We start from the raw sequence: 24,662 nt of genomic DNA, 5'->3' as shown, positions 1-24,662 counted from the left end.
AACTTTGTAATATTAAACGCCGTTTGCAGCGGTATCAATTTTTTATGAGTTATCAAACATTACTTTACTATTGCTATAGTCCTATAGCAGATGCTGAGCAATTTGCAGCAGATCATCTTCAATTTTGTAAAAGTTTAAATTTAGTTGGCCGTATAATTGTGGCTGATGAAGGCTTAAATGGAACTGTTTCCGGAACTAAGGAATCATGTAAAATCTACATGGATACCATTCATGCTGATGAACGCTTTAAAAAAACGGAATTTAAAATTGATGAGGTGGAAGAGCCGTCTTTCATTAAAATGCATTGCCGTTATAAATCGGAAATAGTTCATTCAGGATTAAGAGATAAAACTATTATTGATCCCAATAAAAAAACTGGAAAACATTTAGAGCCAAAAGAATTTTTAGAGCTTAAGGATCAAGAAGATGTAGTAATATTAGATGTTAGATCTAATTACGAGCATAATCTTGGTAAATTTAAAAATGCTATAACCTTAGACATTGAAAATTTTAGAGATTTTCCGAATAAAATTAATGAGTTAGCCCAATACAAAGACAAGAAAGTTTTAACCTACTGTACTGGCGGGATAAAATGTGAAAAGGCATCGGCATTATTACTACATCATGGTTTCCAAGACGTTTACCAATTACATGGTGGTATTATAAAATATGGTAAAGAAGCTGGTGGAGAAGATTTTGAAGGTAAATGTTATGTATTTGACAATAGAATTGCTGTAGATGTTAATTCGGTAAATCCTACAATCGTGTCTAAATGTTACAATTGCGGAATTACCACTCCAAAAATGATTAACTGTGCAAATCCAGAATGTAATGAGCACATTACTCAATGTGACAATTGCGGCGAAACTTTAGAAGGATGTTGTTCTATTGCATGTACAACCAATCCTAGAAAACGACCGTACGATGGAACAGGCTATTATGTGAAAGTTCCTCAGCCAATAAATAAAAAAGTAAAATTGGCTGAACCATTTGAATAAAATAGAAAAGCTCAAACTAATTAGTTTGAGCTTTTTTTTCAGATTCTAGTTTATACCCTATTTTTTCTCTAGGCTGATCATCTTGTTGCAAAAACTTTCTGAAATAATTAAAGAGTAACTCAATATTATGATCGTGCTTAACTAAATTTTTCTCTACCTGCTCAACTCTTGTAAATAGATCTTTATTAGCTAGCAACATTTCTCTTATCTTTATATAAACACGCATAATTTGCACATTTACTTCAATTGCTCTTTTGCTGTTTAAAACAGATGACAACATCAAAACGCCATGTTCTGTAAAAGCATAAGGTCTATTTCTACGTCCTCCCCAACTTGAAGTCGCAATTTGCGACATCAAGTTTAAATATTCGTCTTCAGTTAATTCAAACATAAAATCATCAGGGAACCGTTCTCTATTTCTTTTAACCTGTTCGTTTAAACGCCTAGTTTGTATCCCATATAATTCTGCTAGATCTTGATCCAACATTACTTTTTGATTCCTAACCCAATAAATTTTATCTATAACTACCTCATCTGAGATAAATTTTTCATCATGTTTTTCCATATTTAATGGCCACTTTAATCCAACTTCACCTTCTAATTTAACAAACAAAAATTGATAATGTATAAGAGTGGAGATTTATACAACTTCCAATTTATATAAAATAAAAAAAGGCAAATTATTGTAATAATTTGCCTTTCGTAAAGTAGATTTCAATCGTCTTTATTCTTCCATATTGTGATAAACCGCCTGAACGTCATCATCCTCTTCTAATTTATCAATTAATTTTAAAACATCAGCTGCTTGCTCTTCTGTTACCGCATGATGAGATAAGGCGATACGCTCCAGTTTCGAACTTTTCAATTCTATCCCCTTTTCTTCTAATGCTTTTTGCATACGACCAAAATCTTCAAAAGCCGCTTGAGCCACTACAACATCATTTCCTTCTTCATCAGCCTCAACAAATAATTCTTCTAAACCTGAATCAATTAATTCGAATTCAAGCTCTTCTAAATCTAATTCGCCAGGTAAAAATCTAAATATTGACTTTCTACTAAAAACAAAATCCAATGAGCCTGTTTTCCCTAATGTACCATTAGTTTTATTAAAATAACTACGAACATTAGCCACTGTACGGTTGGTATTATCGGTTGCTGTTTCAATTAAAACTGCTACCCCATGAGGTGCATAACCTTCGTAAACAATTTCTTCATAATTAGCCATCGATTTATCTGAAGCACGTTTTATTGCCGCGTCAACTCTATCTTTTGGCATATTTACAGCTTTAGCATTCTGTATTGCTGTACGTAAACGTGAGTTAGTTTCTGGATGTGGTCCGCCTTCCTTTACTGCAATTACGATATCTTTACCGATACGCGTAAATTGAACGGCCATTTTTGCCCAACGTTTAAATTTTCTCTCTTTTCTAAATTCAAATGCTCTTCCCATTTTGCTGTAATGTTATGTTTAAAGGGCTTACCCTTTTCGCAATATTTTTAATTAATAAACTGTTTTTTTAATATTTTCTAACATGTCTGAAGTAATCTTTGCCAAATCATAATTTGGTTTCCAACCCCAATCTGTTCTTGCATAATCATCATTAATTGATGCTGGCCAGCTATTTGCAATTAACTGTCGTGGATCATTTTCTACATAGCCCAATTTAAATTCAGGAATATGCTTTTTAATTTCCTCAGCTAAAATTTCAGGGGTAAAACTAACGCCTGCGAAATTATATGCCGAACGAATCCTCAAATTATCTGCTGGTGCATCCATTAATTCCAATGTTCCTCTTATTGCATCATCCATATACATCATTGGTAATTCGGTGGTTGCAGACAAGAAAGATTGATAGCTTTTATTTTTCAAAGCCTCATGAAATATATGAACCGCATAATCGGTAGTGCCACCTCCCGGCATAGCTTTCCAACTAATTAATCCCGGATAACGGATACTTCTCACGTCTAAACCATATTTTTGGAAGTAATATTCGCACCATCTTTCGCCTGCTAATTTGCTAATCCCATAAACGGTATTTGGATCCATTACACAAAACTGATCTGTATTATGTTTTGGAGAATTTGGCCCGAATACTGCAATAGAACTTGGCCAATATACTTTTGCGGTTTTAAATTCTATGGCTAAATCTAATACATGGAATAACCCATTCATATTTAAATCCCAAGCCAGAGCTGGATTTTTTTCACCAGTAGCTGATAATAATGCCGCTAATAAATAAACTTGAGTTGGTTTATATTTTTTAAATACATCACTAACCACTTGTTTATCAAGAACATTAACCACCTCAAATGGACCGGCACTCAATTCAATTTGTTTAGATGGCTGTAAATCGCATGCTATTACATTAGAGTCGCCATATATATTTCTAAGGGCTATTACAAGCTCAGTTCCAATTTGTCCATTGGACCCAATAACCAATATATTTTCTTGCATTAAATCTTCAATTTAAGCAAAGTTAAAAAATTGTATGAAACCGAGTTGAATTCCGAAAAAAGAATTATTTTGCCCCTGTAAATCTTAACCTTGTAAATAAGTAAATATCATTATTTTAGGTTTTGAATTTTATATTTACCTTAAACCAAACTAAACTATAAAATAATGGATAGAAGACAAGCCGTTAAAAATGTCGCCTTTTTAATGGGGGCAACATTATCGGCCACCACAATCGCCTCAATTTTAGAAGGCTGTGGAGAGAAAATCACTTCCACTGACCAACTATTTAACAAAGTAGAATTAGATCTAATTACTGAAATTGCAGATGTAATTTTACCCGATACCAAAAAGTCGCCCGGCGCAAAAAAAGCTGGAGTTGGTCCGTTTATTCCTATGATGATTGCCGACTGCTATCCGAAAGAGATAGTTGGGATTTTTAAAGATGGATTAAAGGATATCACAGATAGATCTAAAAAGAATTTCTCAAAAGACTTTACTGAGCTTACTAGCGAACAAAAAATAAGCATCATCGAAGAGGTTCGTCAGAAAACCATCGCCGATATGGCTACAGAGCGTGAAGAGAAAAAGGCTTTAGAAGAGGCTGAGAAAGCTAAATCTGCAAATGTTCCTTCAGTTCCTGGCAGCTCAGTTGGAGTAAAAGATAAGCCAAAAAGTAAATCATATTTCTTTGCAATTATGCGCGATTTAACCATCCTAGGCTTCTTCACTTCAGAAATTGGAGTTACTCAAGCTTATGAATATTTACCTATTCCAGGCAGATACGATGGATGTGTTGATCTTAAACCCGATCAAAAACTTTGGTCTTAATTCTAAATCTCTCAAAAAATGAACCTAAACTTAAAAGCAACTTCACAAAATACATATGACGCAATTGTAGTAGGATCTGGAATTAGTGGCGGATGGGCAGCAAAAGAACTTACCGAAAAAGGCTTAAAAGTATTATTACTAGAGCGTGGAAGAAACATTGAACATATAAAAGATTACACCACGGCTATGAAAAAGCCTTGGGAGTTTGAACATAGGGGTAAGCTTACAGAAGCTCAAAAAGCCTCTCATCCAGTCCAAATGAGGGATTATCCTTACTCAGAATTTAATGAAAGTTTTTGGGTAAACGATTTGGAATGTCCTTATACAGAAGTTCAAAGATTTGATTGGTATAGAGGGTTTCATGTTGGTGGTAAATCTTTAATGTGGGGCCGACAAAGCTATCGTTTAAGCGACTTAAACTTTACAGATAATTTACGTGATGGTCATGGTACCGATTGGCCAATTCGCTATAAAGACATCGAAAAATGGTACGACTATGTAGAGCAATTTGCAGGTATTAGTGGTTCCGTAGAAAATTATCCTCATTTCCCTGATGGTAAGTTTCTACCACCAATGGAAATGAATTGTGTAGAAAAATCCGTAAAGAAACGAATTGAGGAGCACTACAAAAAAACAAGAATAATGACCATCGGGAGAACAGCCAATTTAACGGTTGAACATCTTGGAAGAGGTAATTGTCAATACAGAAATTTATGTAGTAGAGGATGCCCTTTTGGTGCTTATTTTAGTACTCAGTCATCTACCCTACCCGCTGCTGTTGCAACTGGTAATTTAACCCTTCGTCCATTTTCATTGGTAACAGAAGTAATTTACGATAAGGAATCGCAAAAAGCTACAGGAGTTAGAGTTATAGATACCGAAACGATGGAAACGATGGAATTTTATGCAAAAATTCTATTCCTCAACGGATCTACATTGGGAACTACTTTCTTATTGTTAAATTCTACATCTGCTGAACATCCAAATGGATTAGGAAATGCAAGTGGACAACTTGGTCATAATTTAATGGACCACCATTTTAGATGTGGAGCATCTGGAGAAGCGGAAGGCTTTGAGGATAAATATGTATATGGAAAACGACCAAATGGTATATATATTCCAAGATATAGAAACATTGGAAACGACAAAAGAGATTACGTAAGAGGATTTGGTTACCAAGGTGGAGCTAGTAGATCTGGCTGGCATAAAGAAATTGCCGAGCTGGCATTTGGTGGCGACTTTAAAGATTTGAACACTAAACCAGGCAGATGGAGTATGGGATTAGGTGGTTTTGGCGAAGCGCTACCTTATTATGAAAATAAAGTTTACATCGATAAAACTAAAAAAGATAAATGGGGTCAGTATGTTCTAGCTATAGACTGCAGTTTCAAAGGAAATGAAGAGAAAATGCGTATCGACATGATGAATGATGCCGCAGAGATGCTTGAAGCAGCAGGAATTAAAAACATCAGCACATACGATAACGGCTCTACACCAGGTATGGCTATTCACGAAATGGGAACTGCAAGAATGGGTAGAGATCCTAAAACTTCTGTTCTTAATGGATGGAACCAAATGCACGAAGTAAAAAATGTTTTTGTTACAGATGGTTCATGTATGCCTTCTATTGCTTGTCAAAATCCTTCATTAACCTTTATGGCCTTAACTGCACGCGCATGTGATTACGCAGTAAAAGAACTTAAAAAAATGAATCTTTAATGAATAGAAAGCTTAAAATGGGAATGATTGGCGGTGGCCAAGGAGCCTTTATTGGAGGCGTACATAGAATAGCAGCACAGTTAGACGGACTTATTGAGTTACATTGTGGAGCATTTAGTAGCAATCCAGAAAACTCTAAAATCACCGCAAAATCCTTATTTCTGGAAGACCACAAAGCTTACGATACTTTCGAAGAAATGATTATCCAAGAATCTCAACTTCCTGAAGGTGAGAAAATGGACTTTGTTTCTATTGTAACACCCAATTTCGCGCATTTTAAACCTGCATTAATGGCTTTAGAATATGGTTTTCATGTGGTTATTGATAAACCTATAACGCTAACGCTTGAAGAAGCAAAACAGCTGCATAAAAAGGTTAAAGAAACTGGACTCCTACTGTGCTTAACACATACCTATGCGGGTTATCCAATGGTAGAACAAGCAAAGCACTTAATTGAACAAGGTAAATTAGGTCAGATAAGAAAAATTATTGTAGAATATCCTCAGGGCTGGTTAAGTTCTGCCATTAATAACAAACAAGCTAATTGGCGAACAGATTCCTCAAAAAGTGGGATAAGTGGTTGTATGGGTGATATTGGTACACATGCAGCTCATCTTGCAGAATATATTTCTGGATTAGAAATCACAAAAATTTGTGCCGATATAAATATTGTAGTGCCTAACAGAGAATTAGATGATGATGGTAATGTTTTATTGAAATTTAACAATGGTGCAAATGGGGTATTAATCGCTTCTCAAATTGCAGCAGGTGAAGAAAATGCACTAAGCATACGTGTATATGGCGAATTAGGTGGACTAGAATGGCACCAAATGGAACCCAATTCTTTAATCTTAAAATGGTCAGATGCCCCTAGTCAAGTTTATAGAACTGGTATGCCTTATAATTGCGAAAAATCAAAGTTAAATTCCAGAACACCCGCAGGTCACCCCGAAGGATATATAGAAGCATTTGCAAATATTTATAGGAATTTTAGTGTTAGCCTAAATAATTATTTAGACTACCCTAATAATGAAAGAGTTAATAATTTCCCATCAATTGAAGAAGGATTAAGAGGAATGGCTTTTATAGAAAATGTTATTGCTTCAGGAAAATCTTCAGAAAAGTGGTATAATTTTAAAATTTAACATGGAAACTATAAAAGGACCCGCTATATTTTTAGCTCAATTTATAGATGAAAAACCTCCGTTTAACACCTTAGATGGTATATGTAAATGGGCTGCCGACCTTGGATATAAAGGAATCCAAATGCCTACTTTAGATGCAAGGTTTATAGATTTAAAATTAGCTGCTGAGAGTAAAACTTATGCCGATGAACTGAAAGGCAAAATAAATAGTTATGGGCTACAAATAACAGAGCTTTCTACACACTTACAAGGACAATTGGTCGCTGTAAATCCAGCGTACGACAGTCTTTTCGATGCTTTTGCACCTGCAGAATTAAAAAACAATCCCACTGCAAGAACAGAATGGGCTATTCAGCAACTAAAGTATGCTGCAAAAGCATCATCCAATCTGGGTTTAAACGCTCATGCCACATTTAGTGGCTCATTATTATGGCATACTTTTCATCCATGGCCACAACGACCAGCTGGTTTAGTTGAAGAAGGTTTTACTGAATTGGCAAAAAGATGGACGCCTATTTTAAATGAGTTCGACAAATTTGGTGTTGATCTTTGCTATGAAATTCATCCAGGAGAAGATCTCTTCGATGGTACTACTTATGAGTTATTCTTAGACAAAGTAAATCAACATCCTCGAGCATGTTTATTGTACGATCCTTCACATTTTGTAATTCAACAATTAGACTATATACAGTATATAGATTTTTTTCATGAAAGAATTAAAGCATTTCATGTTAAAGATGCAGAGTTTAATTCAACAGGCAAACAAGGAACTTTTGGTGGTTACCAAGATTGGTCAAATAGAGCTGGTAGATATCGCTCGCCTGGAGACGGACAAGTTGATTTCAAAAAAATATTCAGTAAACTTACACAATACAACTTTAAAGGTTGGGCGGTAATGGAATGGGAATGTTGTATAAAAGATGCAGAAACAGGCGCAAAAGAAGGCGCAGAGTTTATCAAAAAACATATAATTCCAGTTGCGACAAAAGCATTTGATGATTTTGCAGCAGCTAAAGGAGACAAAAACTTAAATAAAAATATATTAGGATTAAAATGAAAAAATCAATTACGATAGTTTGTACAGCTGCTTTATTTATGTTGGCTTGTGGCGGTGGAGAAGAAAAATCTACTATTCCGGAACCAACTTCAACAGTTAACACATCTAATTCTAGTTCAGAAATGCACCCAGGGCAAAAATTAATTGCTAAATCTGATTGTATTGGCTGTCATTCTGTTGAGAACAAATTAATTGGACCTTCCTATCAAGACATTGCTGCCAAATATGCTGCATCAGACATTGATATGCTATCTGAGAGAATTATAAATGGTAGCAAAGGTGTATGGGGAACAGTACCTATGACTCCTCATCCAAATATTACGAGCGAAGAATCTAAAGAAATGGTTAAATATATACTGACTTTAAAAAAGTAGAATCATGAAGGAAACTAATAAGCCTGCCCCTTCTGGCAGAAGAGAATTTATCAAAAATGCGACTATCGCGGCAGCATCATTTATGATCGTTCCACGATATGTTCTTGGAGGTCCTGGATTTTTAGCACCCAGCGACAGATTAATTATAGCAGGAGTGGGTGTAGGTGGAAAAGGTCAATCAGATATTGCAAGTTTTTATGCATCTGGCAAAGCCGATATTGGTTTCCTGTGTGACGTTGATACCCGAAGAGCAGCAAATAGTGTTAAAGCATTTCCAAAAGCTAAATTTTATAAAGATTGGCGCGAAATGTATGACAAAGAACATAAGAATTTCGACGCCGTTTCTGTTTCAACACCAGACCATAACCACGCAGTTCAAGCACTTGGAGCTATGCAATTAGGTAAACATGTTTATGTTCAAAAACCCTTAACGCATGATATTTATGAAGCAAGAATTTTAACCGCAGCAGCTGATAAATATAAAGTGGTTACTCAAATGGGTAATCAAGGTGCTTCTAATGATGGGCCAAGGTTGATGAAAGAGTGGTATGACGCCGGATTAATAGGTGATGTGCATACTGTTTATGCATGGACAGACAGACCTGTTTGGCCACAAGGTATTCCATGGTCAACAAATAAAGCAGAAGTTCCAAAAGAACTAGATTGGGATTTATGGTTAGGAACTGCACCTTATAAAGATTATGTAGACAAATTAGTGCCATTTAATTGGCGAGGTTGGTGGGATTACGGGACTGGGGCTTTAGGCGATATGGGTTGTCATTTATTAGAAGCGCCGTTCAGTGTGCTTAATTTAAAATATGCAACAGAAGTTGAAGCCAGCGTTGGTTCTGTATATGTAGATGAATTTAAACGCGGATATTTCCCTGATAGTTGCCCGCCTTCTAGTCACGTTATTCTAAAATTCCCTAAAACAAATAAAACTCAAGGTGATATTAAAGTTCATTGGATGGATGGAGGAATTCAACCTGAACGTCCAGCAGAATTAGAGGCTGATGAAGTATTTGGTGATGGTGGTAACGGAACACTTTTTATTGGTACCAAAGGAAAAATGATGGCCAGTACTTATAGTGCAAACCCAAGATTATTACCACTTTCTAAAAATGCATCTATAAATGTTCCACAAAAATTCGCACGCGTTAAAGATCAATCAAATGGGCATTATAGACAATGGGTAGAAGCATGTATTGCTGGTTATGGAAAACATGAATTAAGTTCACCATTCTCAATTGCTGGTCCACTTACAGAAGCTTTATTGATGGCTAACCTAGCTATTAGAGGAGCTGATGTTCAAAGAGTTGGAGCCGATGGGAAAATCTCTTATCCTGGTCGATATAAAAAATTATTGTGGGATAACGACAATATGAGAGTAACTAATTTAGATGAAGTAAATCAATTTGTAAAAAGAACCTATCGTAATGGATATACTTTAGGCGTTTAATTTAAAGTTATGTTTAAAAAAATATTTAGTGTTTGTGCTTTAATGGCTCTTTCATATTCGGCTTTTTCGCAAAGCGGATGGGTAAAATTATTTGATGGAAAAACTACCAATGGATGGCATACTTATGGAAAATCTCATGCCACCAAAGGATGGAAGGCAGAAAACGGTGTACTAAGATTCGACCCTAAAGAAAAGGATGGCGGAGATATTGTTACGGATAAAGAATACAGCAATTTTCATTTAAAACTAGAATGGAAAGTTTCTCCAAAAGCCAATAGTGGTATTATATTTTATGTTCATGAAGACCCTAAAAAATATGGAGCAACTTATAGTACAGGTCCAGAGATGCAAATTTTAGATAATGATGGCCATGCAGATGGAAAAATTACTAAGCATAGAGCGGGCGACTTATACGATTTAGTTCAAAGTTCTTCGGAACCAGTTAAGCCGGTTGGCGAATGGAACAAAGTAGAAATTATTAGCAATAAAGGAAATTTGGAGTTTAAGATGAATGGAAAATCTATTGTAAAAACTACGCTTTGGGACGATAACTGGAAAAAATTATTAGACGGAAGCAAATTCGCTAAATGGTCTGGTTTTGGAACTTTTAAATCAGGTAAAATTGCACTTCAAGATCATGGCGATGAAGTCTGGTTCAGGAATATCCAAATAAAAGAACTATAAACCAACTAAACCTAAACCAACTAAACTAAACTGTATGAATTCGAGTATTCGTTTCAAACTATCCTTTATGATGTTCCTTGAATTTTTTATTTGGGGAGCATGGTTTGTAACATTGGGAACTTTTTTATCTACCAATTTATCAGCCACCGGCTCACAAACCGCATCTGTTTTTTCAACCCAATCTTGGGGAGCTATTATTGCTCCATTTATTATTGGATTAATCGCAGACAGATATTTTAATGCAGAAAAAATCTTAGGTGTTTTACATTTAATTGGCGCATTCTTAATGTATCAAATGTACAATGCTACTGATATTTCTATGTTTTATCCATACGTATTAGCCTATATGATTTTATATATGCCAACACTTGCCTTAGTAAATTCAGTTTCTTTTAATCAAATGAATGACCCTGAAAAAGATTTTTCATCTATTAGAATATGGGGAACTTTAGGATGGATTGCAGCAGGTCTATTAATTAGTTTTTACTTTCATTGGGATGCCCAAGCATCAGCAGAAGTTGGATTGTTAAAAAACACTTTTGCTATGGCAGGTATTGCGTCCTTAGCACTTGGATTATTTAGTTTTATCCTCCCTAAAACACCACCAAAGGTGTCGAAAGAAGAAGCTGTTAGCATTGGTGGATTATTAGGTTTTGATGCCTTAAAATTACTTAAGGATAAAAATTTCTTATTATTCTTCGTGAGTTCTGTTCTTATTTGTATCCCATTAGCATTTTACTATCAAAATGCCAATCTATTTTTATCATCAATAGGAATGGAAAACGCTACTGGAAAAATGACAATCGGTCAAGCTTCAGAGGTTTTATTCCTACTTTTTCTCCCTCTATTTTTTAAACGTTTTGGGTTTAAAAAAACAATCTTAGTAGGCATGTTAGCCTGGGCAGTAAGATATATGCTATTTGCATATGGGAATGCAGGAGATTTAAGCATTATGCTGATTTTAGGTATTGCATTACACGGTATTTGCTATGATTTCTTCTTTGTTTCAGGACAAATTTATACCAATAGTATGGCTGGTGAGAAGTACAAAAGCGCTGCTCAAGGCTTAATTACACTAGCAACTTATGGCGTGGGTATGTTAATTGGTTTCGAAGTTGCAGGATTTATAACAGATAATTATAAACTTGTAGATGGATCAACAAATTGGCAAATGGTGTGGACAGTTCCAGCCGGTATAGCTTTTGCAGTATTCTTATTATTTGCATTAAGTTTTTCAGATAAAAAAATCACTAAATCTAATATAAATGACTAAAGTTGATAGACGTAATGCACTAAAAACCATTATAACTGGGACAGCAGTCGCAGGATTTTCTGGCGTAATTTCTGCGCCATTAGAAAGTTTTGCGGCCGATAGCTCAACTACTAGAAAAGGGAATATAAACCATTCTGTTTGTAGATGGTGTTTTAGCAGTCTTACAGTTGAGGAACTTTGTATAGAAGCTAAAAAAATAGGCATAACAGCAATAGATTTGGTTGGTCCGGAAGATTGGCCTATTCTGAAAAAACATGGCTTAGATTCTTCACTTTGCAATGGTGCTGAAATTAATTTAGTGGATGGGTGGAACGATCCTAAATTTCATCCAACACTAATTAAGAATTATGCTGAAATGATACCCAAAGTTGCAGAAGCAGGCTACAAAAGTTTAATTTGCTTTAGTGGAAATAAACGAGGAAAAACAGACGAAGAGGGTTGGAATAATTGTGCTGAAGGATTAAAAAAAGTAATCCCAATAGCAGAAAAATATGGCGTAACACTCGTTATGGAACTATTAAATAGTAAAGTAGACCATAAAGATTATCAATGTGACACTTCTGCTTGGGGAGTAGAATTGTGCAAACGTGTGGGTTCGGAAAACTTTAAGCTATTATATGACATTTATCATATGCAAATAGATGAAGGAAATGTAATCGCTAATATTAGAAAACACCATATGTATTTTGCCCATTACCATACAGCTGGAGTTCCTGGAAGAAATGAAATTGGAGACCAACAAGAACTTTATTATCCAGCCATTATGCGTGCCATTTTTGCAACAGGATTTAAAGGATATGTTGCCCAAGAATTTATTCCAAAAGAGGCAAACAAAATTGCTTCTTTAAAGAAGGCAATAGAAATATGTGACATCTAAGATTATGCACAGAAGAAGTTTCATAAAAAATGTATCGCTTTTAAGTGCCGGAATGGTATCATTACCCTTTTGGGCTAAAGCTGCTCCAAAAAACATGGTTGGCTTACAATTATACACCGTAAGGGATGTAATTGGAAAGGATATTAAAAATATTATTGCCAAAGCAAGCCAAATTGGATATAGAGTTGTTGAAACTTTTGATTATAGTCCAAACAATAAGTTTTTCGGACTAACTGCAAAAGAATTTTCTACACTTTTAAAGGATTATGGCATGATTGCCCCAAGTAATCATTTAGGTGTAGATACACTTTTTAAAAATGGTTCATTAACAGAAATAGAACGCTTTATTGAAGCTAGTGCTGATCTAAAAAGCACCTATATCACTATCCCTTATTTAGATTATAGGTATAGAAAGACAGCTGATGATTATAAACGACATGCCAATACTTTTAACAAAGCTGGCGAACTTTGTAATAAAGCTGGAATGAAGTTGGCCTACCATAACCATGAATTTGAATTCAAAAAGTTTGGCGACTTATCTGGTTTAGAAATTTTACTTTCAGAAACAGACCCCAACTTAATGCATTTTGAACTAGATATTTATTGGGCAGCAAGATCTAATGTAAATCCAATTGGTTTTATCAGAAAACATAAAGGAAGATTTCCACTTTGGCATGTTAAAGATATGTCTAAAACCAACATAGACCACAACACCGAAATTGGTAATGGAACTATAGATTTTGTTTCACTTTTTAAAGAAGCGAAAAATTCTGGATTAAAACATGCCTTTGTAGAACAAGAAACCAATTATGTTCCTGACCCAATGGGTTCTATAAAAACTAGCTTAGATTATTTAAAAAAGATAGTTTAGTCCAGAAACATAGTATCATCCTCGTCAGTTAGGCTTAACTGAATACTATCTGAGCCAGCAATTCCTTCTACTGAACCTCTAATATGAGCGGCATTTAACAATACCTTTTCAAGTTGCTTTTCTCTCGATTTCCATAACCTTTCCATAGCATCTCGCTCTTTTTGGATGGACAATTTCATACTCATAAATCCTTCACGAATTGCTTTCCATTGTTCAGAAAACTCATTACTTGTAAGGTAATCATAAAGCATGTGCATTTTATCGCCTTTATTTTCTTGAGATTTTGTAGCATTATAAAGTTTAATAATCCCTTCTCTAAGCATATAAGAAACTGCTTTTACCTCTTCAAATGAACAAATCCAAACACCATCCTTTTCCCCAAAACAATCCATCCCTTTCGGATAACATTTAGAAACTATAACGGCAACATCAGCTCCACGAGCGCGCATATCTTTTTTTAACTTTTCTATCCACTCATTAGAAAATTCCTTGGTACGCTTACTCTCATATATAATTACCCCGCAATCTACCCCAAATTGGTTTCTAACATGGTGTGTACAATCTGCCCCCCTAACGCCCTTTTCAACCTCCGAAATCTGATCGTACGGAAATGTATTTCTCAATAAATCTTCCAAAATTAACTCCTGAACTTCACCCTGCAATTGCATAGAACCCTGTTCAGCCTTGCGTCTCATTTCATCAGCTAACTTCTTTTGATCTTCTAATTGCTTTTTTAATTCAGCTAATTGTAATTGGTGAACCGTCTCCTTTTGATTATTTTTCTCGGCTTCTTGCTTTAAAATTTGCTCCTTTATTTGCTCCGATTGCTCTAATAATTTTCGTTGCAACTGAAGTTCTAATTCAGACTCTTTATTTTTAAGTTCTTGTTCTTTCTTTAAAAACTCAATTTCCTTCTCTCGAGCCAATTTTAACTTTTCCTGATTATCCGAATTGTTTTGTTCAAGCAGTTTTAATTTTTGCTCATAATCTAAAGCAATATTCTTTCTAATATTCTCTTCAATGGTTTTCTGTAATGCCTCCTTTTCGGCAGCCAATTTCACATTAAACTCTGTTTCCTGCTGCTTTCTAATTAAATCAAACTGCGCTTCTTTTTGTTTAAACTCTTCTTCCTTTTTTTTGGTAAACTCTACCATTTTATCGCGAAGTTCTCGTTTATAATCTTCGGCCATAACTTCCTCAATAGGAAATACATGATTGCAATTTGGGCACTTAATTTCTGTAGACATCAATTTTATTTTAAACCTTCGTTAGAGGGTATTAAAGTTAATGATTATAAAGGAGACCTAAAAATGGTTAGTATTTAAGGAACAAATAGCTTATAAATGATATAGCACAAAATTGCGCCAACAACAGCTATTAATAATCCGTTGGTTCTTTTTTTCTTGATAAATAATATTAAGATTAATCCTGAAAGCGACACCAAAGTCATCATGATAGCCGAAATATCTATTAAAACTGCCCAGTTCTTCCCACTGTCTCTACCTTTGTGGAGATCGTTCAAAACTGCAACAAATCCACTTTTAATTTCTGTTATAGAATAAACCCCATCTTCCCTACTGATATAAGCATCAGCAGAATAGCCTGGTCCCTTAAATGAAACTGAACATTCATATTCAGTTATTCTAAATTCACTTAAAGCGCCTTTTATTTTCTCCTTGTTTCTTAAATGTTCTACTATTTCAAGTTTAGAAATTTTGCTGGTATCAATATTATTTACCCAGTTTACATTTAAGTTGCCTTTAATTTCGTTAGTTGATTGCTGATCAGCAAACCAATCTGGATGATTTAAGGTTAATCCAGTAACTGCAAAAAATAGTAGCACTGCGAAACTTATCATCGACAAATAAATGTGTAACCATCTAGATGATGTTGCAGTAATTCGCCTTAGCTTAGATTTCTCCTTACTCTTATTTTGAAGGTTTCCTCTATTATTTGGTTTTCTTTCTGTATTCAATTGATGCTGAAGCTACCTCCTCATTTGGTGAGAAAGTATAGGTTTGAGGTTTATTATTTAATGTGATTTTTTTTGAAATTATTTGATAAGTACCATGCTCTCTAACAACTTCAATATTTATGGTATAGGTACCGTTTTTAACTGGCTTTTTCTGATCGTCAGTTCCATCCCATTTTAAGGTATATTTCCCAGGTGCTCTAGTTGCACTTGTTGTACTTTGAACCGGACCTCCAGGTAGTTTATACTCTGCTCCATAAGCTCTATACCAATTTTTTAAATCTGCCAACCATTTATCTTTATTGTACCAAACGGCGATATTTTTTACAGGATGCTTATCTTCATCCTCAACCCAGACCGCAACAAATGGTCGATAAACACGTTGCGCTTTTATTAATGCCAACTCAAAATTAATAATTGTCTCAAAATTTGAGTTATTTAATTCCCTTTCCATCCCACTTTTAGAAATTTCCAATTTATTCATTTCTAAATCCTTCCAACCATTACTAAAGCTATATTTTCCGAATTTATCTACAATTAAATACTCCACATTTGGAAAATTCTTTGCTAACGCCATAGATTCATTTACATCCAACACATTAAAAGCAGTGGCTAATGCCCCAGCTGTTGTTGCATCATCTGCAATTACGGTAGCACTTGCAACAGAACTTGCAGGTTGTGCTGTTCTTGGGTCAATTATATGTGAATACCAATTATTTTGAATCTTAAATCCCCTTCTATAATTTCCACTTGTTGCAATGGCTTTATCCTTAATTCTCAATACAGTTAATGCATCATCATTTTCAGCATCTGCAAAAGGATTGCTAATACCTATTAACTCGTTCATATTCCCCCTTACAACTATATCCCCTCCAATATTAATAATTACTCCATCAACCCCTTCAACTTTTAATGCAGCTTGTGCAGCTTTGTTAATTATATAACTTTTCACAAATGAATTAAGTGCAATGGGTGTCGTAGTTAAATGAGTAGCAGATTGATTAGCTTTATTTAAAGACCAATGTAATGCAGTAACTTTATTTACAGCCTCTTTTAATTCAGAAGTTTGCGGTAACTGATTTGAAATTGATGCCGCTTTCCAAATTTTAGAAATAGTTTCTGCAGCTGGATTTAAAGCCCCATTAGTGGTATTTTGCCATTTATTGAATAGCTCTAATACTTCAAATAATTCTGTAGATATATTTACAGGAGTTTTAAATGTTTGCTCAAATAATTTAAACTCACTTGTCTGATCGTAACTACTTAGAATTTTATTTAATCTGTCAATTTCTATTAATGCCGCCTTTTCAGATTTTTCTGCAATCTTATCATTTATTGACTGAATCTTTATTTCTAAAGAAGTTCCTAAAACATTTTCATAATTGCTTGTATAAATTTTTGTCTTTCTTGCTGATCCAAAAGATGAAAGAGTAAGAATTATAAGGAAAAAACAAGCTCCTTGAGCAATATAGTTTTTCATAGCTTTAATTATTTAGTACAAATAGACAACTTATTTAGAATTAATCCAAATAATTTTTTAAAACAAATTAAAAAGAAATATGTTACCTCAGCAATTAATAATTAGTTTTCTAACTTTAACTTGAATTTAAAATTCAATTCCATAAAATTATAAATACAATTTATGGAATATTAAAATTAAGAACATCTATTTATTAAACACATTAACTACAAAGTATGAAAAAAATATTTTTAATATTACTAACTGCATTTATTAGCGTGCAGGGTATGGCACAGCAACAAGCAGATTTAAGAAGAAAAATTTCAGTAAGTGGAAGTTCAGAATTAGAACTAACGCCGAACATAATATATGTTAATATTTCTTTAAGAGAATACTTTAAAGACAATAACAACAAGAAGAAAGTTGAGATTACTGAGCTAGAGACACAACTTTACAACGCCATATTAAAAGCTGGAATTCCAAAAGAAAATCTAACCATTAGCAATTTAAGTAGCTGGAATTATTTTAATAACAACAAGACTAAAAACCCAGATTTTTTAGCGAGTAAACAATATAGATTAAAGCTAAATGACCTATATAAATACAATGAAATCTTAGATGGTATTGATGCAAAAGGAATTCAAAACACTTATATAGAAAGTTATGACCATAGCAACATTCAAGAAATTAAAAAGGACTTACAGATAAAGGCTCTAAAAGATGCACAAGCTAAAGCGAAAGCATTATTAGAGGCTATTGGAAGTAAATTAGGTGATCCATTAGATATTCAGGAACAGGTAAACTATTATGGCAACGACTTTAAAACAATGGCTGTAGCTTCAACTGCAAGAGCTTCCGAGGCCGTAACTTTAGAAGCGCCAGAAATTGAAGTAAAAAAAATAACCTTGAAATTTACGATGAATGTGATTTTCGAAATCAAATAAAGAAATTAAAAAACAAGAAAATGCCCTTGGGAAAAACAATCTCAAGGGCATTGTTGTTATAGGCTTATAAATTAAACATTATGAGAAAATTCATTTACGCATTCACATTGGTTTCAGCATTAATTTTCAGTATAACACCTGCAATAGCTAGTGATAAGAAAGCAAACAAACCTACTGAACTTACTGCAGAACAAAAGGTAAAATTAGATAAGATAGTTAATAGAGTTGAAGAAATCCGAAACATGGATAAATCTAATTTAACTAAGGAAGAAAGAAAAGCCTTAAGATCTGAACTAAAAGATTTAAAGGAACAAGCAAGAGATATTAGCGATGGTATTTATCTATCTTTTGCTGCAATTATCATTATAATATTATTGCTAATTCTGATATTATAGCCATCCAAAAAAATAGAACTTAAATACTATAAAAAAGGCCTCTTAACAATAAAAGGCCTTTTTCATTTTCCTAATTTATAATATCGAAACCTGTATAAGGTCTAAGCACTTCAGGAATTACAATTCCTTCTGGCGTTTGATAATTTTCTAATAACGAAGCTACAATTCTTGGTAGCGCTAATGCACTTCCGTTTAAAGTATGGGCCAATTGTGCCTTACCTTCTTTACCCTTAAATCGAAGTTTTAATCTATTACTTTGAAAAGTTTCGAAGTTCGAAACTGAAGATACTTCCAACCAACGTTGTTGAGCTCCACTCCATACTTCCATATCATAGGTCATAGCAGAAGTAAATCCCATATCACCACCACATAAACGTAATACTCTAAAATGCAGACCTAAATTTTCTAACAAACCCTGCACATAATTACTCATATCTTCTAAAACCTCATAAGATTTTTCAGGATGTACTATTTGTACCAATTCTACTTTATCAAACTGATGCAATCTATTTAATCCTCTAACATGAGCTCCATAAGACCCGGCTTCTCTTCTAAAGCATGGCGTATAAGCTGTGTTTTTTACAGGCAAATTTTCTTCTTTAATTATCTCATCTCTATATAAATTGGTAACTGGTACTTCGGCAGTAGGAATTAAATATAAATTATCTACTTGAGCATGATACATCTGTCCTTCTTTATCAGGTAACTGTCCAGTTCCAAAACCAGAAGCTTCGTTTACCATATGAGGAACTTGCATTTCTTTATATCCCGCAGCAGTTGCTTGATCTAAGAAATAATTAATTAAAGCTCTTTGTAACCTAGCGCCTTTTCCTTTGTAAACCGGGAAACCCGCTCCAGTAATTTTTACACCAAGTTCAAAATCTATAAGATCATATTTTGCAGCCAATTCCCAATGTGGTAATGCTTCAGCAGCCAAATTACTTGGCGAACCCACCACTTTTACAATCTCATTATCCTCAGCACTCGTTCCCGCTTTCACCAAGTGATGAGGTAAATTGGGTAACTGTACAACTAAGTCAAATAATTCTTTCTCTAATTTTTCAAGTTCTAAACCTAATTCTTGAATAGATTGTTTGTTGCGTGTAGTTTCTGCTTTCTTAACTTCTGCAGCTTCCTTTTGCCCTGTACGCATTAAATCTCCAATCTCCTTAGCTGATGCATTGGCAATTGCAGCTAAAGCATCTAAATCCGTTTGAACTTTTCTCCTCGACGAATCAATGGAAATTATAAGGTCAATAAGTTCGGGCTTATCAAAATTACGAATAGCCAAACGCTCTAAAACTTTCTCTTTGTTTTCGCGGATATAGTTAACTTGCAACATATAATTAAATTTTCACAAAGATACCTTAGTTATATGAAAAGAAAAAATGCTTAAATATTTAAAATTGATAAATTTTTAAGCTTTTTTAAGAATTTAATATGCAGTTTTAACCTAGAAATATTTGTAAAATTTAAAATGTCAGGAAAATTATATTTGATTCCTACTCCAATTGGGAATTTAGAAGATATTACTTTACGTGCAATTAGAATATTAAAAGAGGTTGATATTTTACTAGCTGAAGATACACGCACAAGTGGCTCTCTTCTAAAGCATTTAGAGATTGATAAAAAAGCATTTTCTCATCATCAACATAACGAACATAAAGCTACCCAGGAAATTATTAAATTTTTATTAGCTGGTAAATCCGTAGGCTTAATATCAGACGCTGGAACCCCAGCCATTTCAGACCCAGGTTTTTTCTTAGTAAGAGCAGCCATAAAAGAAGGTATTGATGTAGAATGTTTACCTGGTCCAACCGCCTTTGTTCCTGCCTTAGTAAATTCAGGATTACCTTCCGAAAGTTTTACTTTTGAAGGATTCTTACCTGTTAAAAAAGGGCGACAAACCTTATTAAAAAAATTAGCGACAGAAGAAAGAACAATGATCTTTTATGAAAGTCCACATCGGTTACTGAAAACTTTAGAAGATTTTGCTCAATATTTTGGTGAAGACCGACAAGGATCAGTTAGTAGAGAACTAACTAAACTTTTTGAAGAAACTGTTAGAGGAACAGTTGTTGAATTAAAATCACATTTCGAAAACAATACTTTAAAAGGAGAATTCGTAATTTGCATTGCTGGATTTATTCCTACTAAGGACAAAAAAAATAAAACATATAATGACATCGATTGATAATTTTTTATTGGACGACCAAGATCCAAAAACTGTTGAAAAAGTAATTCACAAATTAATGGATTTAATTACTACTGGTGAAGAAATCCAATATTTAGCGGTACAAAAAAAGCCTGCAGTAACTTTATTGCCAGACAGTATTGCAATAACTAATAAGAGAATATTTTATTGCAGTCCGGGTAATTTAGGGCTTACCATGAATTTCAAAGATATTAGCTGGAAAAATATTAAAGAAGTTTCTTTTAAAGAAGAGTTCTTTGGTTCAAAATTTATCTGCGTACCTACTCATGGTGAAAATATCGTCACAGAATATATTCCAAAAGTACAAGCTAGAAAGCTTCACCAGGCAGTAAATGAGCAATTAGAAAGATATAAAGAAGCACAAGACGCTTTAAAAAACCCAATTGTACAAGTAAATACGCAAGTAGAAGAGCCTATTCCTGTGGTAGAAGTTTCAATTGATTCTGTAATTGAAGAAGATGAAACAACAATAAAATTAAGAAAACTAAAAACTTTATTCGATAAGGGTTTAATAACTATTGATGAATATGAAGCTAAAAAAGCTGATATTTTAGATTCTTTATAATGTCTACAAAAAAACGTTATAGCTATGCTGGTTTAAGTTCCATCCTATTATTTCTAGCATGGCCTCCTTTTAATTGGTTATCTCCATTATTACTAGTAGCATTGGTCCCACTATTTATTGCATTAGACGATGTCGCAAAATCTAATGAACCTAAACCTACAAAGAGTATTTTTAGATTAACTTTTTTTACGTTCTTCGTATTTAATGTTTTAAGTGTTTATTGGATTTATAATGCTATAAATGCCTACAATACAGGTTTTGGAGGTTCTATTATTTCTTTATTTGTTTCTCTTATTCCTTATGCCCTAGGTCCTTTTCTCATTGCATCAGCATATTGGGTGAGTTATAAACTAAAACAATATTTCGTTAGGATTATAAGAGTTGGGATTTTTATAAGTTTAGTTATTTCTGCCGAATATTTACAACAGAGTTGGGATTTAGCCTTTCCTTGGATGACTTTAGGAAATGGATTTGCAGGATTCCATCAACTTGCACAATGGTACGAATACACAGGCGTTTACGGTGGAACAGTTTGGATTTTATTAAGTAATTTATTTCTTTGTTGGCTAATTATTACCATCAAAACTAAACAACAGCTTAATTATAAAAAATTAATCGGAGGTATTGCTTTCATAATTTTGCCAATTATATTTTCGTTAATAAAATATACAAACTATAAAGAATCCATTAATCCCTCTAATGTTGTAGTGGTACAACCAAATATAGATCCTTATGAAAAATTTGGTTCTTTAACAGCTTATGACCAATTAGAAACCTTAATAAAACTTTCGGACAGTGTAGCTCACAGCAATACTGAATATTTTATTTGGCCAGAAACTGCATTACCCAATTACGCCGATGAAGATCAAATAAGAAACAATCGAGAATTTATTAGGGCCCAAAATTTCTTATCAAAATATAAGAATGGAACACTTATTACAGGCGCCGAAACAATTAAATGGTACCCAAATGAGGCCACTCCTTCTGCAAAATATATTAAAGATATGGGCATGTATGTCGATAATTTTAATTCCGCAGTTCAGATTGAAAATTCTGCTGAGGTAGATATATATCATAAATCTAAATTAGTTCCTGGAGTAGAAAAACTACCATTCCCTACATTATTTGCATTTTTAAAACCCGTATTTGCTAAATTGGGAGGCTCAGTTGGTGGATGGGGCTGGCAAAATGAACCTTCCGTTTTTTATGCACAAAGTGGTATAGGTACTGTACCTGTAATTTGTTATGAGAGTTTATGGGGAAATTGGATTGGACAATCCGTTAGAAATGGAGCACAATTTATCACCATAATTACAAACGATGGATGGTGGGGGAATACTTCTGGTAAGGATCAACACCTTCTTTATGCTAAACTTAGGGCAATAGAAATGCGTAGAGCTGTAGTAAGATCTGCTAATACAGGTATTTCAGCAATTATTGACCAGCGAGGAGATATAACCCATCATACAGAATGGTGGAAAAGAGAGGCTATTAATGCTGATATAAACCTCAATAATGAAATTACATTTTACGCTAAAAATGGCGATATAATCCCTGGAATTGGAATACTATTTACATTTTTAGGCTTAATTATTGGAATATTTAAACATTTTAAACGCAAATATTCTACTCATTAATTCTAAATGTACTTACTTACAATAGGTACCCTTCTACCCATACCATAGGCTTTAGGGGAAACTCTTAAAATTGGTGGCGCTTGAAATCTTTTGAATTCAGCAATGTTCACCAATTTTAAGATTCTAGCTACCAAATCTTTATCAAAACCCATTTCAATAAGCTGCTTTCTATCCTTTTTATGCTCAATATGAGCCATCAATAGTTTATCTAACAAATCGTATTCTGGGAGGGAATCAGAATCTTTTTGATCAGGTCTAAGTTCAGCAGATGGTGGTTTAACGATTGTATTTATTGGAATAATTTCACGATCCCTATTGATGTACTTTGCTAATTCAAACACCTGGGTTTTATATACATCTCCAATTACACCCATCGCACCGCACATATCTCCATACAATGTTCCATAACCAACAGAAACTTCACTTTTATTAGAGGTATTTAAGAGAATATATCCAAACTTATTGGACAAGGCCATCAATATAATTCCTCTACATCGAGCTTGAATATTTTCTTCTGTTAAATTAGGCGCTAAACCTCTGAAACTATCAGCTAACGATATTTCAAATGCCTCAGAGGCTTTCTCAATTGGAATAATTTGATGTAAACAACCCAAATTCTGAACTAAATCTATAGCATCTTTAATTGAATGATCAGAAGAATATTTAGAAGGCATTAAAATGGCATGTACATGCTCAGGCCCTAGAGCTTCTGCTGCTAATGCACAGACTATAGCTGAGTCTATTCCACCAGACAACCCTAAAACTGCCTTTTTAAAACCAGATTTACTAAAATAATCCTGAATACCTACAATTAATGCTTTATGAATTTGCGAAATATCTGATTCAGCAATAATTTGCGGAGGAAATGTAGCTGAAATTTCTAATTCTTCTACATCAAAAACACCCAAAGCTTCTTTAAAATACGGCATCTCAGCCATTATTGCTCCATCATTATTAAACACTAATGAGCCTCCATCAAATACTATTTCGGTTTGGGCACCTACTGCATTCACATAGAATAAAGGTAAATTATACTTTTTACAGTTATCACTTAATATTGATTTACGTTCTTCATCATGGCAGTAGGAAAAAGGAGAAGCAGCTATATTTATCATTAAGTCTGGAGATTCCTTAATTAAGGTATCCATCGGACAAGATACATACATCGGATTATCATTAATATTCCATAAATCCTCGCAAATAGTAAGTGCAATTTTTTTGCCTTTAAACTCAATACATTTAAAAGTTTCTCCAGGTTCAAAATAACGATACTCGTCGAAAACATCATAAGTAGGCAATAATGCCTTTTTTACGGTCGCTTTTATTTTTTTATTCTCAATAAAATGGGCAACATTATAGAAATCCTTCCCATCTAATACTTCGTTTTTTATGGGCATACCAATAATGCAAGCAATTGAATCGCAATGCTCAGCTATTGTTGATAAAGCATGCTCACATGCTTCCATAAATGAACTATAATCTAGTAAATCTTGTGGCGAATATCCACAAATAGAAAGCTCACTAAAAACTACTAAATCAGCTCCTTCAGCTTTTGCTTGCTGCAAATAAGAAATATTTTTTTGTGTATTTAATTCGAAGTTACCAATGTGATAGTTTAATTGGGCTAGTGCTATTTTCATACCTAATAGATTAAAATTCTCTAAAAACTTAATATAATCAAAACAAATATCTTTCTAAAACATGAAGGATTAACCTATTTTATTTAACTTTCCAA

24 protein-coding genes are annotated in these 24,662 nt (G+C 33.9%); 16 read left to right on the top strand and 8 right to left on the bottom strand.

Translation table 11 applies throughout. From position 1 onward, the window contains the following. The first annotated feature begins 44 nt into the window (after positions 1-44). Positions 45-998 (top strand): oxygen-dependent tRNA uridine(34) hydroxylase TrhO, encoded by a 954-nt coding sequence (gene trhO, locus VRU49_RS05480; RefSeq protein WP_330145780.1) that lies wholly within the window; start codon positions 45-47, stop codon positions 996-998. 16 nt (positions 999-1,014) lie between these two features. Here the strand turns inward: trhO and VRU49_RS05475 are convergent, their stop codons facing one another. The 3 genes from VRU49_RS05475 to VRU49_RS05465 all read right to left on the bottom strand — a co-directional run bounded on the left by VRU49_RS05475 (position 1,015) and on the right by VRU49_RS05465 (position 3,453). Then, a complete protein-coding gene (locus tag VRU49_RS05475) occupies positions 1,015-1,611 on the bottom strand; it encodes an ORF6N domain-containing protein (protein ID WP_330145779.1) in 597 nt (198 codons plus the stop codon). A gap of 111 nt (positions 1,612-1,722) precedes the next feature. Further along, positions 1,723-2,448, bottom strand: a complete 726-nt coding sequence (locus VRU49_RS05470; protein ID WP_330145778.1) for a YebC/PmpR family DNA-binding transcriptional regulator — start codon at positions 2,446-2,448, stop codon at positions 1,723-1,725. A gap of 51 nt (positions 2,449-2,499) precedes the next feature. Next, on the bottom strand, positions 2,500-3,453 hold the full coding sequence (locus tag VRU49_RS05465) for an NAD-dependent epimerase/dehydratase family protein (protein ID WP_330145777.1): 954 nt from the start codon (positions 3,451-3,453) through the stop codon (positions 2,500-2,502). Between the two features lie 165 nt (positions 3,454-3,618). On the opposite strand from VRU49_RS05465, the gene VRU49_RS05460 reads away from it, so the two are divergent. From VRU49_RS05460 to VRU49_RS05415, 10 genes are read left to right on the top strand one after another with little or no spacing between them, the layout of a single operon-like run. Then, positions 3,619-4,281 carry a gluconate 2-dehydrogenase subunit 3 family protein gene (locus tag VRU49_RS05460; RefSeq protein WP_330145776.1) on the top strand — a complete coding sequence of 221 codons (663 nt, stop codon included), beginning with the start codon at positions 3,619-3,621 and terminating at the stop codon, positions 4,279-4,281. A gap of 18 nt (positions 4,282-4,299) precedes the next feature. After that, positions 4,300-6,000 carry a GMC family oxidoreductase gene (locus tag VRU49_RS05455; protein ID WP_330145775.1) on the top strand — a complete coding sequence of 567 codons (1,701 nt, stop codon included), beginning with the start codon at positions 4,300-4,302 and terminating at the stop codon, positions 5,998-6,000. Beyond that, positions 6,000-7,145 carry a Gfo/Idh/MocA family protein gene (locus tag VRU49_RS05450; RefSeq protein ID WP_330145774.1) on the top strand — a complete coding sequence of 382 codons (1,146 nt, stop codon included), beginning with the start codon at positions 6,000-6,002 and terminating at the stop codon, positions 7,143-7,145. The genes VRU49_RS05455 and VRU49_RS05450 overlap by 1 nt, the downstream gene beginning before the upstream one ends. A gap of 1 nt (position 7,146) precedes the next feature. Beyond that, positions 7,147-8,202: a sugar phosphate isomerase/epimerase family protein gene (locus tag VRU49_RS05445; RefSeq protein ID WP_330145773.1), complete on the top strand. Its 1,056-nt coding sequence runs from the start codon at positions 7,147-7,149 to the stop codon at positions 8,200-8,202. Then, complete coding sequence (locus VRU49_RS05440) at positions 8,199-8,576, top strand: c-type cytochrome (RefSeq protein WP_330145772.1); 378 nt, start codon at positions 8,199-8,201, stop codon at positions 8,574-8,576. Before VRU49_RS05445 ends, VRU49_RS05440 begins: the two co-directional genes overlap by 4 nt. A gap of 4 nt (positions 8,577-8,580) precedes the next feature. Further along, positions 8,581-10,035 (top strand): Gfo/Idh/MocA family protein, encoded by a 1,455-nt coding sequence (locus tag VRU49_RS05435; protein ID WP_330145771.1) that lies wholly within the window; start codon positions 8,581-8,583, stop codon positions 10,033-10,035. 9 nt (positions 10,036-10,044) lie between these two features. Continuing rightward, positions 10,045-10,719, top strand: a complete 675-nt coding sequence (locus VRU49_RS05430) for a 3-keto-disaccharide hydrolase (RefSeq protein WP_330145770.1) — start codon at positions 10,045-10,047, stop codon at positions 10,717-10,719. A gap of 34 nt (positions 10,720-10,753) precedes the next feature. Beyond that, complete coding sequence (locus tag VRU49_RS05425) at positions 10,754-11,992, top strand: MFS transporter (protein WP_330145769.1); 1,239 nt, start codon at positions 10,754-10,756, stop codon at positions 11,990-11,992. Then, a complete protein-coding gene (locus VRU49_RS05420) occupies positions 11,985-12,869 on the top strand; it encodes a hydroxypyruvate isomerase family protein (protein WP_330145768.1) in 885 nt (294 codons plus the stop codon). Before VRU49_RS05425 ends, VRU49_RS05420 begins: the two co-directional genes overlap by 8 nt. 4 nt (positions 12,870-12,873) lie before the next feature. Further along, positions 12,874-13,740 (top strand): sugar phosphate isomerase/epimerase family protein, encoded by an 867-nt coding sequence (locus VRU49_RS05415; protein WP_330145767.1) that lies wholly within the window; start codon positions 12,874-12,876, stop codon positions 13,738-13,740. Here VRU49_RS05415 and VRU49_RS05410 read toward each other — a convergent pair. The 3 genes from VRU49_RS05410 to VRU49_RS05400 all read right to left on the bottom strand — a co-directional run bounded on the left by VRU49_RS05410 (position 13,737) and on the right by VRU49_RS05400 (position 17,192). Further along, the gene (locus VRU49_RS05410) at positions 13,737-14,987 is read right to left on the bottom strand and encodes a DUF2130 domain-containing protein (protein ID WP_330145766.1); all 1,251 of its coding nucleotides are present in this window, start codon (positions 14,985-14,987) and stop codon (positions 13,737-13,739) included. The two genes, VRU49_RS05415 and VRU49_RS05410, sit on opposite strands and share 4 nt — an antisense overlap. 74 nt (positions 14,988-15,061) lie before the next feature. Then, a complete protein-coding gene (locus VRU49_RS05405; RefSeq protein WP_330145765.1) occupies positions 15,062-15,715 on the bottom strand; it encodes a PepSY-associated TM helix domain-containing protein in 654 nt (217 codons plus the stop codon). Further along, positions 15,690-17,192 (bottom strand): DUF2271 domain-containing protein, encoded by a 1,503-nt coding sequence (locus VRU49_RS05400; RefSeq protein ID WP_330145764.1) that lies wholly within the window; start codon positions 17,190-17,192, stop codon positions 15,690-15,692. The genes VRU49_RS05405 and VRU49_RS05400 overlap by 26 nt, the downstream gene beginning before the upstream one ends. A gap of 215 nt (positions 17,193-17,407) precedes the next feature. Between VRU49_RS05400 and VRU49_RS05395 the strand changes: the two genes are divergently transcribed. Both VRU49_RS05395 and VRU49_RS05390 read left to right on the top strand, forming a co-directional pair. Further along, positions 17,408-18,115: an SIMPL domain-containing protein gene (locus VRU49_RS05395; RefSeq protein WP_330145763.1), complete on the top strand. Its 708-nt coding sequence runs from the start codon at positions 17,408-17,410 to the stop codon at positions 18,113-18,115. 80 nt (positions 18,116-18,195) lie between these two features. Further along, positions 18,196-18,510 carry a hypothetical protein gene (locus tag VRU49_RS05390; RefSeq protein WP_330145762.1) on the top strand — a complete coding sequence of 105 codons (315 nt, stop codon included), beginning with the start codon at positions 18,196-18,198 and terminating at the stop codon, positions 18,508-18,510. 70 nt (positions 18,511-18,580) lie between these two features. Here the strand turns inward: VRU49_RS05390 and serS are convergent, their stop codons facing one another. Further along, positions 18,581-19,852, bottom strand: coding sequence for a serine--tRNA ligase (serS, locus tag VRU49_RS05385; RefSeq protein ID WP_330145761.1), 1,272 nt, complete (start codon positions 19,850-19,852; stop codon positions 18,581-18,583). Between the two features lie 135 nt (positions 19,853-19,987). On the opposite strand from serS, the gene rsmI reads away from it, so the two are divergent. The 3 genes from rsmI to lnt are packed head-to-tail and all read left to right on the top strand — an operon-like array spanning position 19,988 to position 22,927. Continuing rightward, positions 19,988-20,704 (top strand): 16S rRNA (cytidine(1402)-2'-O)-methyltransferase, encoded by a 717-nt coding sequence (gene rsmI, locus VRU49_RS05380; protein WP_330145760.1) that lies wholly within the window; start codon positions 19,988-19,990, stop codon positions 20,702-20,704. Continuing rightward, positions 20,691-21,290 carry a PH domain-containing protein gene (locus tag VRU49_RS05375; protein ID WP_330145759.1) on the top strand — a complete coding sequence of 200 codons (600 nt, stop codon included), beginning with the start codon at positions 20,691-20,693 and terminating at the stop codon, positions 21,288-21,290. The genes rsmI and VRU49_RS05375 overlap by 14 nt, the downstream gene beginning before the upstream one ends. Next, complete coding sequence (lnt, locus tag VRU49_RS05370) at positions 21,290-22,927, top strand: apolipoprotein N-acyltransferase (protein ID WP_330145758.1); 1,638 nt, start codon at positions 21,290-21,292, stop codon at positions 22,925-22,927. Before VRU49_RS05375 ends, lnt begins: the two co-directional genes overlap by 1 nt. Positions 22,928-22,929: 2 nt before the next feature. On the opposite strand, the gene VRU49_RS05365 is transcribed toward lnt, so the two are convergent. Continuing rightward, positions 22,930-24,567, bottom strand: coding sequence for an NAD+ synthase (locus tag VRU49_RS05365; RefSeq protein WP_330145757.1), 1,638 nt, complete (start codon positions 24,565-24,567; stop codon positions 22,930-22,932). Positions 24,568-24,662: the final 95 nt, after the last annotated feature.

Origin of the sequence: Pedobacter flavus, from assembly GCF_036324285.1 — a bacterium.
GTDB lineage: Bacteria > Bacteroidota > Bacteroidia > Sphingobacteriales > Sphingobacteriaceae > Pedobacter > Pedobacter flavus.
This window is presented reverse-complemented; position numbering and strand designations above follow the sequence as displayed.

Excerpts from the sequence above, each read along its gene's own strand:
- trhO (WP_330145780.1), top strand. The coding sequence starts at position 45 with ATGAGTTATCAAACATTACTTTACTATTGCTATAGTCCTATAGCAGAT.
- VRU49_RS05470 (WP_330145778.1), bottom strand. The coding sequence starts at position 2,448 with ATGGGAAGAGCATTTGAATTTAGAAAAGAGAGAAAATTTAAACGTTGG.
- VRU49_RS05465 (WP_330145777.1), bottom strand. The coding sequence starts at position 3,453 with ATGCAAGAAAATATATTGGTTATTGGGTCCAATGGACAAATTGGAACT.
- VRU49_RS05460 (WP_330145776.1), top strand. The coding sequence starts at position 3,619 with ATGGATAGAAGACAAGCCGTTAAAAATGTCGCCTTTTTAATGGGGGCA.
- VRU49_RS05455 (WP_330145775.1), top strand. The coding sequence starts at position 4,300 with ATGAACCTAAACTTAAAAGCAACTTCACAAAATACATATGACGCAATT.
- VRU49_RS05450 (WP_330145774.1), top strand. The coding sequence starts at position 6,000 with ATGAATAGAAAGCTTAAAATGGGAATGATTGGCGGTGGCCAAGGAGCC.
- VRU49_RS05445 (WP_330145773.1), top strand. The coding sequence starts at position 7,147 with ATGGAAACTATAAAAGGACCCGCTATATTTTTAGCTCAATTTATAGAT.
- VRU49_RS05440 (WP_330145772.1), top strand. The coding sequence starts at position 8,199 with ATGAAAAAATCAATTACGATAGTTTGTACAGCTGCTTTATTTATGTTG.
- VRU49_RS05435 (WP_330145771.1), top strand. The coding sequence starts at position 8,581 with ATGAAGGAAACTAATAAGCCTGCCCCTTCTGGCAGAAGAGAATTTATC.
- VRU49_RS05430 (WP_330145770.1), top strand. The coding sequence starts at position 10,045 with ATGTTTAAAAAAATATTTAGTGTTTGTGCTTTAATGGCTCTTTCATAT.
- VRU49_RS05425 (WP_330145769.1), top strand. The coding sequence starts at position 10,754 with ATGAATTCGAGTATTCGTTTCAAACTATCCTTTATGATGTTCCTTGAA.
- VRU49_RS05420 (WP_330145768.1), top strand. The coding sequence starts at position 11,985 with ATGACTAAAGTTGATAGACGTAATGCACTAAAAACCATTATAACTGGG.
- VRU49_RS05415 (WP_330145767.1), top strand. The coding sequence starts at position 12,874 with ATGCACAGAAGAAGTTTCATAAAAAATGTATCGCTTTTAAGTGCCGGA.
- VRU49_RS05410 (WP_330145766.1), bottom strand. The coding sequence starts at position 14,987 with ATGTCTACAGAAATTAAGTGCCCAAATTGCAATCATGTATTTCCTATT.
- VRU49_RS05400 (WP_330145764.1), bottom strand. The coding sequence starts at position 17,192 with ATGAAAAACTATATTGCTCAAGGAGCTTGTTTTTTCCTTATAATTCTT.
- VRU49_RS05395 (WP_330145763.1), top strand. The coding sequence starts at position 17,408 with ATGAAAAAAATATTTTTAATATTACTAACTGCATTTATTAGCGTGCAG.
- VRU49_RS05390 (WP_330145762.1), top strand. The coding sequence starts at position 18,196 with ATGAGAAAATTCATTTACGCATTCACATTGGTTTCAGCATTAATTTTC.
- serS (WP_330145761.1), bottom strand. The coding sequence starts at position 19,852 with ATGTTGCAAGTTAACTATATCCGCGAAAACAAAGAGAAAGTTTTAGAG.
- rsmI (WP_330145760.1), top strand. The coding sequence starts at position 19,988 with ATGTCAGGAAAATTATATTTGATTCCTACTCCAATTGGGAATTTAGAA.
- VRU49_RS05375 (WP_330145759.1), top strand. The coding sequence starts at position 20,691 with ATGACATCGATTGATAATTTTTTATTGGACGACCAAGATCCAAAAACT.
- lnt (WP_330145758.1), top strand. The coding sequence starts at position 21,290 with ATGTCTACAAAAAAACGTTATAGCTATGCTGGTTTAAGTTCCATCCTA.
- VRU49_RS05365 (WP_330145757.1), bottom strand. The coding sequence starts at position 24,567 with ATGAAAATAGCACTAGCCCAATTAAACTATCACATTGGTAACTTCGAA.